Annotated in this window: 14 protein-coding genes; 10 read left to right on the top strand and 4 right to left on the bottom strand. The window is 71.4% G+C overall.

Annotated elements, in window-relative coordinates:
- Nucleotides 1-10: 10 nt before the first annotated feature.
- Entirely contained in the window at nucleotides 11-760 is a 750-nt protein-coding gene (locus HD593_RS32885; RefSeq protein ID WP_185105839.1) for an alpha/beta fold hydrolase, read from the top strand.
- Nucleotides 761-841: 81 nt separating this feature from the next.
- Here the strand turns inward: HD593_RS32885 and HD593_RS32880 are convergent, their stop codons facing one another.
- Nucleotides 842-3,553 (bottom strand): ATP-binding protein, encoded by a 2,712-nt coding sequence (locus tag HD593_RS32880; RefSeq protein WP_185105838.1) that lies wholly within the window; start codon nucleotides 3,551-3,553, stop codon nucleotides 842-844.
- A gap of 126 nt (nucleotides 3,554-3,679) precedes the next feature.
- Here HD593_RS32880 and HD593_RS32875 point away from each other — a divergent pair, with 126 nt between their 5' ends.
- Both HD593_RS32875 and HD593_RS32870 read left to right on the top strand, forming a co-directional pair.
- Entirely contained in the window at nucleotides 3,680-4,585 is a 906-nt protein-coding gene (locus HD593_RS32875; RefSeq protein ID WP_185105837.1) for an alpha/beta hydrolase, read from the top strand.
- A 250-nt stretch (nucleotides 4,586-4,835) separates the two neighbouring features.
- On the top strand, nucleotides 4,836-7,103 hold the full coding sequence (locus HD593_RS32870; RefSeq protein ID WP_221525117.1) for a tetratricopeptide repeat protein: 2,268 nt from the start codon (nucleotides 4,836-4,838) through the stop codon (nucleotides 7,101-7,103).
- Between the two features lie 350 nt (nucleotides 7,104-7,453).
- Here the strand turns inward: HD593_RS32870 and HD593_RS32865 are convergent, their stop codons facing one another.
- Together HD593_RS32865 and HD593_RS32860 are read right to left on the bottom strand one after the other, a co-directional pair.
- Nucleotides 7,454-7,648, bottom strand: a complete 195-nt coding sequence (locus HD593_RS32865; protein ID WP_185105835.1) for an alpha/beta fold hydrolase — start codon at nucleotides 7,646-7,648, stop codon at nucleotides 7,454-7,456.
- Nucleotides 7,624-7,899, bottom strand: coding sequence for a hypothetical protein (locus HD593_RS32860; protein WP_185105834.1), 276 nt, complete (start codon nucleotides 7,897-7,899; stop codon nucleotides 7,624-7,626). Before HD593_RS32860 ends, HD593_RS32865 begins: the two co-directional genes overlap by 25 nt.
- Before the next feature lie 321 nt (nucleotides 7,900-8,220).
- Here HD593_RS32860 and HD593_RS32855 point away from each other — a divergent pair, with 321 nt between their 5' ends.
- From HD593_RS32855 to HD593_RS32825, 7 genes are all read left to right on the top strand, one after another.
- Entirely contained in the window at nucleotides 8,221-9,519 is a 1,299-nt protein-coding gene (locus HD593_RS32855; protein WP_185105833.1) for an MFS transporter, read from the top strand.
- A gap of 69 nt (nucleotides 9,520-9,588) precedes the next feature.
- Entirely contained in the window at nucleotides 9,589-10,416 is an 828-nt protein-coding gene (locus HD593_RS32850; RefSeq protein WP_185105832.1) for an alpha/beta fold hydrolase, read from the top strand.
- Between the two features lie 37 nt (nucleotides 10,417-10,453).
- On the top strand, nucleotides 10,454-11,263 hold the full coding sequence (locus tag HD593_RS32845) for an alpha/beta fold hydrolase (RefSeq protein ID WP_185105831.1): 810 nt from the start codon (nucleotides 10,454-10,456) through the stop codon (nucleotides 11,261-11,263).
- Between the two features lie 13 nt (nucleotides 11,264-11,276).
- A complete protein-coding gene (locus HD593_RS32840) occupies nucleotides 11,277-12,074 on the top strand; it encodes an alpha/beta hydrolase (protein WP_185105830.1) in 798 nt (265 codons plus the stop codon).
- 12 nt (nucleotides 12,075-12,086) lie between these two features.
- Nucleotides 12,087-12,878, top strand: coding sequence for an MBL fold metallo-hydrolase (locus HD593_RS32835; RefSeq protein ID WP_185105829.1), 792 nt, complete (start codon nucleotides 12,087-12,089; stop codon nucleotides 12,876-12,878).
- A gap of 30 nt (nucleotides 12,879-12,908) precedes the next feature.
- A complete protein-coding gene (locus HD593_RS32830) occupies nucleotides 12,909-13,361 on the top strand; it encodes a Dps family protein (protein WP_185105828.1) in 453 nt (150 codons plus the stop codon).
- 9 nt (nucleotides 13,362-13,370) lie between these two features.
- A complete protein-coding gene (locus tag HD593_RS32825; RefSeq protein WP_185105827.1) occupies nucleotides 13,371-13,598 on the top strand; it encodes a WhiB family transcriptional regulator in 228 nt (75 codons plus the stop codon).
- A 26-nt stretch (nucleotides 13,599-13,624) separates the two neighbouring features.
- Here the strand turns inward: HD593_RS32825 and HD593_RS32820 are convergent, their stop codons facing one another.
- On the bottom strand, nucleotides 13,625-15,262 hold the full coding sequence (locus HD593_RS32820; protein WP_185105826.1) for a glycoside hydrolase family 27 protein: 1,638 nt from the start codon (nucleotides 15,260-15,262) through the stop codon (nucleotides 13,625-13,627).
- Nucleotides 15,263-15,285 lie beyond the last annotated feature (23 nt).

Here is a 15,285-nt window from a genome sequence, read left to right as displayed (position 1 = left end):
GGATTCAGACGTGAGCCTCTTCTACGAGGACGTCGGCGACGGACCGCCCGTCGTCCTGGTGCACGGCTGGCCGCTGTCGTGCCGGTTCTGGGAGAACCAGATCGGCCCGCTCGTCGAGGCCGGTCACCGGGTGGTCTGCTACGACCGGCGCGGTTTCGGGCACTCCAGCCGGCCCTGGCACGGCTACGACCACGCCACCTTCACCGCCGACCTGGCCGCCCTGGTCGAGGGCCTCGACCTGACCGGGCTGGCGCTGGTCGGCCACTCCACCGGCTGCGCCGAGGCCGTCGGCTACGCCGCCGTGTCCGAGCGGGTGACCCGGCTGGTGCTGGGCAGCCCGGCGCTCTTTCCGGACCCGATCGCCGCCGAGCTGCGCATGGCCGCGCGGCGGCACCGCATCCCCATGCTCGACGACGTTCTGCTGCGTCTGTTCGCCGTCGACGGTCACAGCACGCTGGACGAGCAGACTCGCCTGTACCTGCTCAGGCACGCCGCGGACGCCTCCCCCCAGGCGACCGCGCAGTCGCTGGCCGCGTGGAGTTCCGCGGCCCCGGACGCGGAGCTGGCGCGCGTCGCCGTACCCACGCTGATCGTTCAGGGCGAGGCGGACGCGTTCGTGTCGCCGCGCGACAGCGGGGCACGGGTGAGGCGGGCGATCGCGGGCAGTGCGCTGGTCACGATCCCTCGCGCGCCGCACGGGGCCCCGCTCACCCACTCTGAGCAGTGGAACCAGCTGCTGCTGGAGTTTCTGGCGAGATGACGGCATGGCACGACGGTAGGCACCGGGCCCCCGCGAGGGGTATCGGTCGCATGACGTAGGTGCCGGGGGGTGACGCGCGGCTCAGAGTACGTCGCGCAGCTGGCCGCGGGAGGCGATGCCCAGTTTGCGGAAGGCGTGGTGCAGGTGGGTGCCGACCGTGCGATGGGACAGGTAGAGCTGCTGGCCGATCTCGCGGTTGGACAGGCCGCCGGCGGCCAGTTTGGCGATGTGCAGCTCCTGCGGGGTCAGCCGCTCGGCGGAGCTGGGCACGCGCTGGTGGCTGCCCTCGCCCGCGGCGCGCAACTCCTGGCGGGCCTTCTCTCCCCAGGCCAGCAGCCCAAGCTTGTCGCAGGCGTCGCGGGCCGCGCGCAGCGGGTCGCGAGCTTCCACGATCCGGCGTTGACGGCGTAGCCAGAGGCCGTGCGCGAGCAGCAGACGGGCCCGCGCTGTGGGCCAGGAGGTCAGGTCCGCGTCGAGCGCGGTCTTGAACAGGCCCTCGGCGTCGGCGTCGTCGGCCAGCACCGCTCTGGCATGGCGCAGGCCCACATGCAGGTAGGGGGAGGGCGTCTGGTGGCCCATGACCTCCAGCTCGGCCAGAGCCGTACGGGCCAGGTCACGGTGCTCGGCGGTCACCGCCGCCTCGGCCAGCTCGCTGATCGTCCACGAGCCCCAGATGGGATGGTAGGCGGTGTCACGAGGGTCGAACACCCGCCACAGATGACCGAAGGCGGTGGCGTGCCGGCCCGCGCACAGCGCGATCAGGCCCCGGGCGTACTGGGCCTGGGCGATGTTGGAGGCGATCGTGACGCTGCCCAGCACCCGCTCGCTCTGAGCGGCCAGCTCCAGCCCCCGGCTCACGTCCCCGCGCAGCCCGGCGAGGGCGGCCAGGATGGACAGGGCCGCCGACTGCCAGCGGGGCTGCTGGGTCTCCCTGGTCAGCCGTTCACACTCCTCGGCCACCAGCATGGCGCTCGGCCAGTCGCCGCCCAGGAGCTGGTTGAGCATCTGCGAGGTCAGCGACTGCGCCAGCACCCCCAACCGTCCCTGGGCGCGCAGTTCGCTGATGGAGTGGTCGAGGAAGGCGGCGGACAGCTCGTGCGCGCCGATCGTGCTGGCCGCCACGCCCAGCAGCCTGGCCATGGCGCCGTCCAGCCGGGTCTCCCGTAACCTCGTCAGCCGGCCGATCAGCTCCCCGGCCCGCTCCACCGGCGCCGCGGTGGCCAGCGCGACCAGCAACTCGGGATCGTCGTCGTGCGCGGCCAGCCGTTCGGCCAGCGCGATGACGCGGTGGCGAAGCTCCGCACCGGGATCGCGCCACCAGCAGCGCATCGCGGCCGCGCGGACGAAGTTGCGTGCCAGGGCCCGGTCGCCCGCGCGCTCACGTTCCTCGGCGGTCACGATGAGCCTGCGCACCCGCTGCGGGCCCTCGTTGCGGCCCTCCTCCCGCATCTCGTTCAGCCACGCCAGCCGGGCTCGTTCGGGCTCGCCCAGCAGGGCCGGGTCGGTCAGCGCGAGCAGTTCGGTGATCAGCTCGCCGCGGCCCAGCTCGAAGGCGAGTTCCGCGGTGCGCAGCAGGCGCATGGCGCGGTCGGCCACGTGCTCGCTCAGCTCGGCAGCGCGGCGCAGCGCGGTGACCGCCACGGTGAGCGCGCCGCGCTGCCGGGCTCGCAGCGCCACCTGTTCCAGGTCGGCGGCGACGCTGTCGTCCGGGTGGTCGAGCGCGGCGGCCCGATGCCAGGCCCGGCGGTCCGGATCGGGGGTGTGCACGTCGGCCAGCGCCAGGTGGATGACCTGCCGATCCAGCAGCCCGGCCTTTTGGTAAATGGCCGAGCGGACGAGCGGGTGCCGGAAGCGAATGGACCGCTCGTGCAACGTGACCAGGCCGAGGTCAACCGCAGGGGCCAGGTCGGCCAGCAACAGCTCGGTCCCGGTGACGGTGCCGGCCGCCGTCAGGGCCTCGCGCAGATCGTGGCCGTCGTTGGCGGCGCAGGCCAGCAGCAACATCCTGGTACGCCGCGACAGTTCCGCCAGCCGGGTGGCGAAGGAGCGCTCCAGCCGGGCCGTGAGCGGCAGGAACTCACCTGAGGGCGGACCCGGCTCCCTGTCGAGGGCGATGGGCAGCTCCACCAGGGCGAGCGGATTGCCCGCGGCCTCGGCCAGCACCCGCCATCGCACACCGGCGGAGAGCTTGGCCGGCTGGCTGTCCAGCAGCTCTCCGGCCGCCGACGGGTCGAGCGTGCCCAGGCTCAGCTCCGGTAGCCCGATGTCGTCCAGGGTGGTCGCATACCCCTCGCGCACGGCCAGGAGCATCCCGATCGGCTCGGATCTCAGCCGCCGGGTGACGAAGGCCAGGACGTCGGTGGTGGGCCGGTCGAGCCATTGCAGGTCTTCGACGACGACGAGCAGCGGCTCGGCCGCTGCGGCCTCGCCGAGCAGGTTCAGCACGGCCAGGGCGATGAGGAAGGGCTGGGGAGCCTGGCCGTCGCCCATGCCGAACGCGTTGAGCAGGGCCTCTCGCTGGGCGACCGGCAGCTCGGCGGCGGTCTCGAGCATCGGCTGGATCAGCTGATGCAGCCCGGCGAAGGGCAGATGGGTCTCGCTCTGCACACCCGAGGCGACGGCCGTCGCGAAGCCGAGTGCCCGTGCGCGGTCCAGCGCGACCGCCAGCAGGGCCGACTTGCCGATCCCGGCCTCGCCCCTGATCACCAGCGCGTCACCCTGCTCGGGGATCTGCGCCACCAGGCTTTCGACCTGGGCGATCTCGCGCTCACGCCCGAACAGGGCCATGACCATGGGTGCTCCCCCGCTTCTCCCGCAAGAACACCCCTAAGTGTCGCAAGAAATACGTCATCCGACGCATACCGCATGGCGTGGCTTCACCCTAGTGTCGGGGCGCCGTCCGCTGTTTCAGGAGCCTTCATGTCCAAGCCGGTGCTGGACCCTGCCGCCCAGTCCTTCGCCGACGCCACCGCCAGTCCACCCTTCCTGTACGGCATGCCGCCGCAGGAGGGGCGCAAGGCCCTGCGCGACGTGCAGCAGCCGCAGATCCTGGTCCCCGGCACCACCAGCCAGGAGATCGCCGGTCTGACCGTCTACCGGCCCGAGCGCGCCGACGGCGCCTTGCCGGTGGTGCTGTACCTGCACGGCGACTGGGTGTTCGGCGGCGAACACGCCGAGGGCAGGCTCGCCCGTGAGCTGGCGCTGAACGCGCATGCCGCGGTGGCGTTCGTGCACTACAGCCTCGCTCCCGAGGCGCGCTATCCGGTCGCGCTGGAAGTAAGCCTGGGCGCTCTGGAGTGGCTGCGCAGACATGGCGCCGGGCTCGGGCTGGACGTCTCCCGCATCGCGGTCGCCGGGGGGAACCTCGCCGCGGCCCTGGCCCTGCGTGCGGGTGGGCTGCTGGCCGGACAGGTGCTGCTGTGCCCGGCCACCGACGCCTCCTGCGACACCGGCTCCTACCGCGAGTTCGCGGAGGGCTACTTCCTGCGAGCCGACGGGATGCGCTGGTGCTGGGATCAGTACCTCCCGGACGCGGCCCGCGGGGCCGAGAGCACTGCCTCACCGCTGCGGGCCACGCGCGGGGAACTGGCCGGGCTCCCGCCCACCATGGTGATCACCGCGGAGGCCGATGTGCTGCGCGATGAGGGCGAGGCCTATGCCGTACGGCTGCGCGGAGCGGGCGTTCCGGTGTCGGCGGTGCGCTACCAGGGCGTCATCCACGGCTTCCTCACGCTCAACGCCCTGCGCGGCACCTGCTCCGCCCAGGAGGCGATCGAACAGGCCGCGAGCTTCCTCGCCAGGGCGCTGGGGACCGGCCGATCGTGAGGCCACCCGCGGGGTGACCGCAGGCGAGGCGACGCGTAGGCTCTGGGTGATCTCCACCGGATCGCGCCGCGGCAGGCGATCGACCGTGCGCCCGGCGTGCTGCCGAACGACGGGCTGCACGGCGATCCGGGGAAAGACAAGCCGGTCCTGTATGAGGGTGCGATCCCGTCATGTGAGACAGCCGAACCAGGCAAGCCATCGCCGTGTGATGATCGGCTTTCGTCGGGTCGCCATCGTGAGGGTGGGCGAAATGGCTGAGCGGGAGTTCGGTTCCCTGCTACGGGAGCTGCGGACGGCTGCGCAGATGACGCTTGAGGAGCTGTCGGAGGCTTCAGGGGTGAGCGGGCGGGCGATCGGCAACATGGAGCGCGGCAAGGTGGGCTCACCCCAGCGCCGCACCGCCGAGGCGCTGGCCGACGGCCTCAACCTGAACGAACAGGATCGGGCCAGGTTGCTGGCCACGGTCAAGACGCGACCGCGAGCGGGGGCTTTGGCCCAGCTCCCGGCTGATCTGCCGGTGTTCACCGGCCGCCGCGCCGAACTCCAGCAGGCCCTCGCGCTGCTGGACGAACAGGGGCGGCAGGCACAGGCTGTGCTGATCGGCGCCATCCGCGGAATGGCCGGAGTCGGTAAGACGGCGCTGGCCCTGCACTGGGCCCATCAGATCACCGACTCCTTTCCCGATGGGCAGCTGTGGGTGGACCTGCGGGGGTTCGACCGCGGCGGCCAGGTGCTCGACCCCGGCCAGGTGCTGGGCGGGTTCTTGCGCGCGCTGGGCGTCACCGACAGCCGCATCCCGGCAGGCACCGAGGACCGGGCGGCACTGTTTCGCAGCAAGCTGGCCGGCCGCCAGGTGCTGATCGTCTTGGACAACGCTCGCGACAGCGAGCAGGTCCGCCCGCTGCTGCCCGCAACAGCCGGTTGCCTGGCGATCGTGACCAGCCGCAACCAGCTCACCGGCCTGGCCGCCACGCATGGCGCGCGCACGCTCACCTTGGACGTGTGGACTCCCGCAGAGGCGAGAGAGGCTCTGGCCCTCAGGCTCGATGAGGCGCGGGTGGCGGCCGAGCCTGAGGCGGTGGCCCAGGTCCTGGAGTTGTGCGGCCATCTGCCGCTGGCGGTGGCGGTCGTGGCCGCCCGCGCCGCCGCACGGCCGTCCTTCGCGCTCGCCGACATCGCGGCCGAGCTGCGCGAGGCGCACGGCACCCTGGACGCCTTCCACACCTTGGACGGGGTCGATCCGCGCGCGGCCTTCTCCTGGTCCTACCGGGCTCTGAGCCCGGCAGCCGCTCGCCTGTTCCGTCTCCTGGGGCTGCATCCGGGGCCGGACGTCACGCTGTCGGCCGCCGCCTCCCTCATCGCCTTACCAGCTCGCCGCGTTCGTGCCTTGCTGGACGAGTGCAGCGCCGCCCACCTGGTCACCGAGCACGAGCCGGGACGGTGGCGGCTGCACGACCTGCTGCGCGCCTACGCCGCCGAGGTCGCCGAGGAACAGGACGGGCCCACCGAGTGCAGGCAGGCCTTCCACCGCTTCGTCGATCATCTGCTGCACACTGCGCATGCCGCTGATCAAGTCATCTACCCCGTTGTCTCCACGCCCATTGAGCTGGCGCCCGCGCAGCCGGGTACGGTCGTCGACGTCATCCACGACCGTGAGCAAGCAGCCGCGTGGGCCACCCGTGAGCTACACGTGGTATGGGCGGCTCAGCGGCAGGCGGAAATCTGGGGCGGATTCGACAGTCACTTGTGGCAGCTCGCCTGGACCACGGTGGACGCCTTCATCGATCACCAGTGGTCACTCGGCCAGGAGTCGCTGGCCTTCCTGGCCCGCGCCGCCGAAGCCGTGACCCGCGACCCCGCCGGGCAGGGCTACGCCAGCGCCGTCGTGGGCTGGGTGACCAGGCAAGAGCACCACCTCGGTCGGTCGCAGGAGGCGAAGGCGCGCCTTCTGACCTTCCTGCAGATGCCCGGCACGCGCGCCCAGCCACTGGATCAGGCCCGCGTCCACCACGATCTGGGCTGGCTCCATGGTGATCTGGGGGAACACGACGACGCCCTGCACCACGCCCTGGCTGCTCTCGCCCTCTACCGCGACGCCGGCAACCTGGTCGGCCACGCCCGGGAACTGGCCTCCGTCGCCTGGTACCACGCCCTGCTCGGCCATTACGACGACGCCATCACCTACGGCGAACAGGCCATCACCCATCTCGCCGAGCAGAAGATAGCGGTCAACGAAGCCGGAGCATGGGACACCCTCGGCTACGCCCACCACCACCTCGGCGACCACCAGCGCGCGATCGACTGCTACCGGCGATCCCTCGCTCTCTACCGCGCTACCGGTCGCAGCCACCTGGAGGCCGAGGTCCTGGAGCACCTCGGCGACACCCACCACGCTCTCGGAGACGCCACAGCCGCTGCCGCGGCCTGGCAGCAAGCCCTCGACCTGCTGATCCCGCTCGATCACACCGGCGCCGGCAAGCTGCACGCGAAACTCTCCGCCTCGCCGCCAGCCGGCTGATCCGGCAGCGGCCCCTACCGCCTGCCTCTTCGGCGGCCCGTGGCATGGCCGGAGGTCCTTCGGCCCCCGGCCTCGCGCGCCCAGCGTGAGCCGGGGCCGGCGATGGCGGCAGGCGGCCGGGTCGGGCGCGCCTGCCGTGCGGTTTTCTTCCTCCGTAGTTCCTGGAGCACGGGGCAGCCCGCTGCTTTGCTGGTCAAAGCGGGCTGCGGCGAGATCGCCGGGTGCCCTCTACAGGAGGGGGAGAGCCCATTGAGCGTGATGGTGACGATTGCTTCGGTTCCGGACCGGGTGCCGGCGGCTGAACGTGCCGGCCGGACATCAGCGCTGATCACGCGCCGCTCGACAGTTTCTCATCGGGTGAGGAACTCCAGCACGAGGCAGTTCCACTGCTCGTGGTGGGTGAGCGAGGCGGCGTGCGGCACGGCGGGAATGGTGGTGAGCAGGCTGCCCGCCACGGCGCGGGCGACACGCCGGCCGCAGTCCTCGGGCGGCACGAACGCGTCGGCCTCGCCCTGGACGATCAAGGTGGGTACGGCGATCCGCACCAGATCGAGGCTCGGATCCGCGGCCCCCAGACCGTCAGTGACTCGGCGGTGGCCTTGAGAGAGGCGTCAGCGGCCAGCCGCAGCAGATACAGGCGCGTCTGCTCGTCGAGCGCGCTGTGCCCGTCGACGGCGACGAACCTGCGCAGGACGTCGTCCAGCATGTGGATCCGGTGGCCGTCCGCGGCCCTCCTGAGCTCGCGGGCGATCAGATCGGCGTACACCACGGGGCTGCCCAGCACCAGCCGGGCCACCCGGTCCGATCCCGCGGTGTAGCTGACGGCTTCCGCGCAGCCGGTGGAAAAGCGCGCTGGCTCGACCGTCGTCGAGGCCATCGGCAGTCACGCCGTCCACATCTCCCAGCCCGCGGCGGTCGCCGACCTCATCCGCCAGGCCGCCACCTGACCTCTCCGCTCCAGCGGCGAACCCACCGCTGAGCAGGCGTCCACGCCAACCGCTGCGGATCGCGAGCTCCTGACTCGCGGCCCGCTGATCCGGCACGCCCCAATGCCCTGCACGACCCATCAGCCCGGACGCCGTTCCCGTGCGCTCGGCTCCCACGACAGGAGGCAGTCATGACAAGCAGATCAGTGACCAGGGCCGCCGTCATCGGCACCGCGATCGAGTTCTACGACCTCGCACTCTTCGGCCTGGCCGCGGCGATCGTCTTCAACGACCAGTTCTTCCCCGCCGACGCCCCCTTGGCCGGCACCCTCGGCTCCTTCACCGCGTTCGCCGTCGGCTTCCTCGCCCGGCCCATCGGCGGAGTCGTGTTCGGGCATCTCGGCGACCGCGTCGGCCGCAAACCCGCCCTGGTCCTGACGCTGCTGCTGATGGGGCTGGCCACGACCGGCATCGGGCTGCTGCCCACCTACGACCAGGTGGGCCTGGCCGCGCCGATCCTGCTCGTGCTCCTGCGGCTGGTCCAGGGCTTCGGCGCCGGAGCAGAATACGCCGGCGCCCTCGTCCTGGTGGCGGAGACCAGCGACCCCCGCCGACGAGGCCTGCGGGCCGCGCTTCCCGGCATGGGCGTCCAGATCGGCATCCTGATCGCCACGCTCGTCTTCACCGCGGTTGCGCCGCTGCCGTCGTTCACGTCGTGGGGCTGGCGGGTGCCGTTCCTGCTCAGCCTGGTGGGTGTGGGCGTCGGGCTCTTCTGCCGGATCCGGGTGCCGGAGTCGCAGCTCTTCGAGCGCGAGCGGGCGCACGGCGTAAGCCGCTTCCCGGCGCTGGAGGTCTTCAGAAGGCAGCCGCGCAGCCTGCTGATCGCCGCCGGGATCAACGCCCCCTACGGCGCGATCGGCTACATCATGAACGTCTTCGTGCTGTCCTACGTCACCAAGACGCTCGGCCTGCCCGCCACGGTGGGCCTGATCGCCAACGTGTGCTCGGCAGCCGTGGGGATCGCGCTCATGCCGCTGTTCGGGCACCTGGCCGACCGCGTCGGCCGTCGGCCGGTCTTCCTCGGCGCCACGCTAGCCCTGTCCGTCTTCGCCTTCCCGATGTTCCGGCTGATCGACACCGGCCGCCCCGAGCTGGTGATCTTCGCCGTCACGCTGGGGTACGGCGTCTTCGTCACGGCCATGTTCGCCGTCCTCGCCTCGATCCTGACCGAGCTGTTCGGTACCCGCTACCGCTACAGCGGCATCGCCATCTCCCGCGAGTGGACGGCCGCGCTGACCAGCGGTCCCGCCCCGCTGGTGGCGGCCTCTCTGGTAGCGGGCGCGGGCGGCGCGTCGTGGCCCATCGCGCTCCTGCTCGTGGGCCTGGCGACGATCGCCTTCCTGACGGTTCTGCTCGCTCCCGAGACCCGCGCCAAGGACCTGGACGAGCGCGTAAGTCAGGAGCACGTCGGCTCAGGTGCAGTCATCTGACCGATTACCGGCCGGGGGCCGCAAGCCTAGCTTCGGAGCACAGCGAGACCGCACCAGTAAGGAAGTCACATGCCCTACATCACCGCCAACGACGGAGCCCAGATCTTCTACAAGGACTGGGGCACCGACGGCTCCCCGGTCCTGCTCAGCCACGGCTGGCCGCTCAACTCCGACGCCTGGGAAGCGGCCGCCCTCTTCCTTGCCGAGCACGGGCACCGCGCCATCGCGCACGACCGGCGCGGCCACGGCCGCTCGGCGCAGACCTGGCACGGCAACGAGATGGACACCTACGCCGACGACCTGGCCTGCCTGATCGAGCAGCTCGGCCTGCGGGACCTCACCCTGGTCGGGCACTCGACCGGCGGCGGGGAGGTCGCCCACTACGTCGGCCGCCACGGCAGCAGCCGCGTCTCGAAGGTGGTCCTGGTGTCCGCGGTGCCGCCGCTGATGCTGCGCAGCGACGACAACCCCGAGGGCCTGCCGATCGAGATCTTCGACGCGATCCGGGCCGGCGAGGCCGCCAACCGCTCCCAGCTCTACCGCGACCTGGCCGACGGCCCGTTCTTCGGGCACAACCGCCGGCAGGACGTCCCCCAGGGCTTCCGGGACGCGTTCTGGCTGCAGAGCATGGCGTGCGGGCATCGGGGCGCGTACGAGTGCATCGCCGCCTTCTCGGCCACCGACTTCCGGCCGGACCTGGCGAAGATCGACGTCCCCACCCTGGTCGTTCATGGCGATGACGACCAGATCGTGCCGTTCGAGGTCGGGGGCAAGCGATCGGCCGAACTGATCGACGGCGCCGTCCTGAAGGTCTACGAGGGCAGCGGGCACGCCCTGCCCGACACCGACCGCGACCGCCTGCACGCCGACCTGCTCGCGTTCATCGACACCCCCTGAACTCCTCGCCCTCCCGACCTCCAAAGGAGCATCGCGCATGACCCCCTTACGCCGGCTCGGCATGCTCATCACGACCTGCGTTCTCGTCCTCGGCCTGGGCGGAGCGACCGTCCCCGCCTCCGCTGCCTCCGGCGCCAAACCGACCGTGGTCCTGGTTCATGGGGCGTTCGCCGACGCCTCCGGATTCAACGACATGATCACCATGCTGGAGGCGGCGGGTTTCCCGGTGATCGCGCCGGCCAACCCGCTGCGCGACGTCTCCGGTGACGCCGCGTACGTCTCCAGCGTCCTCGACACGATCACCGGTCCGGTCATCCTGGTCGGCCACTCCTACGGCGGCGTCGTCATCACCAACGCCGCCCGCGGCCACGACAACGTCAAGGCCCTGGTCTACCTCGGCGCCTTCGCCCCCGACGCGGGCGAGAGCGCGTTGCAGCTGGCCCAGCAGTTCCCCGGCAGCGAACTGGGCGCCGCCCTCGTCCTGCGGCCCTACCCCCTGCCGGGCAGCACCGAGCCGGGGATCGACGGCTACATCGACCCCGCGAAGTTCCGCGCGGTGTTCGCCGCCGACCTGCCCTCGTACAAGACCCGGCAGATGGCCGCCACCCAGCGACCCGGCAGTCACACCGGCCTGTCCGACGGCAGCGGCGAGCCGGCGTGGAAGAGCATCCCGTCCTGGTACCTGATCCCCGCCCAGGACAAGGTCATCCCGCCCGCCGCCCAGCGCTTCATGGCCGGGCGCGCCGGCAGCAAGGTCCGCGAGATCAACTCCTCGCACGTCGTGATGATGTCCCACCCCGCCGCCGCGACCGCGATGGTTCTGTCCGCGTACGCCGCCACCCGCTAGAGGGAGAACCGACATGAAACCCGACACGATCGTCCTGATCCACGGCTTCTGGGTGACGCCCCGCAGCTGGGAGAACTGGATCGCCCGTTACGAGGCACAGGGCTTCAAGGTCCTGGCCCCCGCCTACCCGGGGTTCGAGGTCGAGGTCGAGGCGCTCAACGCCGATCCCACGCCGATCGAGCGGGTGACCGTCCCGCAGATCATCGGCTCGCTGGAGAAGCTGATCAGCGGCCTGGACAAGCCGCCGATCCTCATCGGGCACTCCGCCGGCGGGGTGTTCACCCAGATCCTGCTCGACCACGGCTACGGCGCCGCCGGGGTGGCGATCAACTCCGCCCCCGCCGAAGGCGTCAAGATCATCCCGCTGTCGCAGCTCAAGGCCACCTTCCCCGTCCTCAAGAACCCCGCCAACCGGCACAAGGCCGTCGGCCTCGACTACGAGCACTGGCGCTACGCCTTCACCAACACCTTCCCCGAGCAGGAGGCGCGGGCCGCCTACGAGCGCTACCACATCCCCGCCTCCGGCAACATCTTCTGGGGCAGCGCCCTGGCCAACATCCACCCCGGCAAGGACGACAACTACGTCGACTACCACAACGACGACCGCAAGCCCCTGCTGTTCATCGCCGGCGAGCACGACAACCTGATGCCGCCGAAGATCCAGCGCTCCAACGCCAAGCACTACAAGGCGCCGAACACGATCACCGAGGTCATCGAGTACCCCGGCCGCTCCCACCTGATGCCCGCCCAGGAGGGCTGGGAAGAGATCGCCGACCGCGCCCTGGCCTGGGCGCTCCACCACAGCCGGTAGAGGGAGGCTCCCATGTCGGACGTCAGGTTCACCCACATCGGCGGCCCCACCGTCCTCATCGAGTTCGGCGGCTGGCGGCTGCTGACGGACCCGACCTTCGACGCCCCCGGCCGGACGTACGCGTTCGGCTGGGGGACCTCCTCCCGCAAGCTCACCGGTCCCGCGCTCCCGGCGTCCACCCTCGGGGGCGTGGACGCCGTCCTGCTCACCCACGACCATCACGGTGACAACCTCGATCACGCCGGGCGCGCCCTGCTGGCCGGCGCCACGACCACGATCACCACCGCCTCGGGCGCCCGCCGGCTCGGCGGGGCCACCCGCGCACTCAAGGCCGGGCAGGCCACCCGCCTGGAGGCGCCCGGCCGGCCGACGATCGAGATCGCCGCCACCCCGTGCCGGCACGGGCCGCCGCTGAGCCGGCCCATCACGGGCGAGGTGATCGGCTTCGCTCTCACCTGGCCCGGCCAGGCCCACGGCCCGCTCTGGATCACCGGCGACACCGTCTACCACCGCGCCCTCCGCCGGGCCGCCGCCCGGATCAGGCCCGGCACGGTCCTGCTCCACCTGGGCGGCGTCGGATTCCCCCTCACCGGGCCCCTGCGCTACACCATGACCGCCAGGCAGGCCGTACGGCTGTGCGAGGCCATCGCCCCGCGCACCATCCTGCCGATCCACTACGAAGGCTGGCAGCACTTCCGGCAGGACCGCGACGGCATCGAGCGGGACCTGCTGCACGCGCCGAAGCAGATCAGCGACCTGTTCCACTGGCTGCCCACCGGATCAGCCGAACACGTACGGATCTGACCCCGCATCCACCCTGAAAGGCCCACGCGAATGACCACCACCCACCTCGACAACCTGGCGACCGCCGCCCTGCAGGACGTGCTCATCGACGTCGCCGAGCTGGCGTCGCAGGCCAAGCAGGCGCACTGGAACGTCCGCGGCGCGACGTTCCTCTCCGTGCACCGCTGGCTGGACGAGCTCGCCGAGGCCCTGCGCGGCCACGCCGACTCACTGGCCGAGCGCATCGCCGCCCTGGGCGGCTGGCCGGACGCCTGCAGCGAGACCCTGAGCGAACGCACCACCCTGGAGTCGCTGCCCTTCGGCCGGCTCGCCACCGGCCAGGCCCTGGCCGCCATGGACGCTGGCCTCGAACGCATCGCCGCCGTGGCCACCTCGTGGCTGGACAACCCGGCCGTCGGCCACGATCCGGTGACCGCCGACCTGCTCACCGGCGTGTGCCGGGACGTCCAGATCCAGCAGTGGTTCGCCCGCGCCCAGCAGTGAGCGACAGCCATGGCCGACCTGTACTGGACCAGCCGCGCCGCCTGCCGGGCGACCGACCCCGACCTGTTCTTCCCGCTCACCTGGGACGGCCGGCACCAACCGGCCATGCGGATCTGCTCGAACTGCGCCGTCCGGCCGCGCTGCCTGGAGTGGGCGCTGGAGGCCGGCGAACCGGACGGCGTCTGGGGCGGAACCACTCCGGCCGAACGCCGCCGGCTCCGGCAGCACCAAGGCTGAAGGCATCACCCTGTCCGGCGCGGTCCCTAGATCCGGGACCAGCGCTGGTTGGCCGCGCCCGTGCAGGTCCAGATCTGGAGCCTGGTGCCGTTGGCCGTGGCGTTGCCGGCCACGTCCAGGCACTTGTTCGCGCCGACGGCGGTGATGCTGCCGTCGGTGTTGAAGCGCCATCTCTGGTTGCTCTGGCCGTTGCAGTCCCAGATGATGACGGCGGTACCGTCGGCGGTGCCGGCGCGGTCGACGTCCAGGCACTTGCTGCCGTAGACGCGCAGCTCGCCGGCGGTGGTGCTGGTCCACTGCTGGTTGGCCTGCTGGTGGCAGTCCCAGATCACCACGCTGGTGCCGTTGGCCTGGGAGGCGCCGTTCACGTCCAGGCACCTGCCGGAGCCGGCACCCTGAATCCGGGTGGACGGCAGGGGAGTTCCGCCGCTGACCCGGTAGACGACGGTGCCGTGGGACGGGACGCTCGCCGAGATGGTGCCGGTGGTCGTGGTGACGGCGTTCGTCCAGGCGTCGCGGAGGGTGAACGGGCCGCCGGTCAGGCCGATGGCGGAGGCGGTGGTGCTGATCGTGGTGGTGCTGCCGCCCTGGTTGAACAGGGCGACCGCGACGTCGCCGTTGCTCAGCCGCTTGGCCAGGACGCGGCGGGTGCCGTCGTTGCCGATCTGGGTGGCCTGGAGGCCGAGCGGGTCCTGGTTGATGGCGATCAGGTTCTGGTTCTTCATGATCGTCGAGGTCGCGGAGTCCATGGCGCGGACGTCGTTCCCGGCGATGAGCGGGGCGGCCATGACGGCCCAGAGGGCGAAGTGGCTGCGCATCTCGGTGTCGTTCATGCCGCCCCGGCCGACGACCATCATGTCGGGGTCGTTGAACGCCCCCGGCCGGGCGCGGCCCGCGAGCGGGACGTTGACGTTGACGATGTTCTGGATGCCCATCGGGTAGCCGTTGGTCTGGCCCGTGTTCCAGGCGTTGGTGATGTCCTCGGTCGTGCGCCAGATGTTGGCGACGTCGCCCCAGTCGCGCTGCGGGCCGGTCTTCTCGTGGATGCTGTTGGGGTTGATGCTGTAGAGGATCGGCCGGCCGGTGGCGGCCAGCGCGTCGCGCATCTTCGCGAAGGTGCGCACCTGGTCGTCGATGGTGCCGGTGGGGGAGCACCAGTCGTACTTGAGGTAGTCGACGCCCCAGGCGGCGAACTGCCGGGCGTCCTGGACCTCGTGGCCGAGGCTGCCGGTCGCGCCCGGGTAGGAGCCGAAGTACTGGGCGCAGGTCTTGTCCAGCGGCGCCTGGTAGAGGCCGAACTTCAGGTTCCTGGCGTGCAGGTAGTCGCCGAGCGCCTTCATGCCGCTCGGGAACCGGGACAGGTTGGCCTGGAGGTTCCCGGCCGCGTCGCGGTTCGGGTCGAACCAGCAGTCGTCGACCACGACGTACTGGTAGCCCAGGTCGCGCATGCCGGAGCTGACGAGCGCGTCGGCCGTCTGCTTGATCAGCGTCTCGTTGATGTTGCAGCCGAAGGTGTTCCAGGTGTTCCAGCCCATCGGCGGGGTGCGGCCCACGCCGTTCTCCAGCGCCTGCGCCGGCAGGGGCGGGACGGCCGCGACGGCCCCCGTCGTCAGGGTCAGCATCACGGTCAGGGCGAGGGAAAGGCGCGTTCGTTTCCTGCTCATCGATGTCTCTCCTCAAGGGGGTC

Origin of the sequence: Nonomuraea rubra (genome assembly GCF_014207985.1) — a bacterium.
Lineage (GTDB): Bacteria > Actinomycetota > Actinomycetes > Streptosporangiales > Streptosporangiaceae > Nonomuraea > Nonomuraea rubra.
The sequence above is the reverse complement of the archived record's forward strand: the minus strand, read 5'-3'. Positions and strand labels throughout refer to the sequence as shown.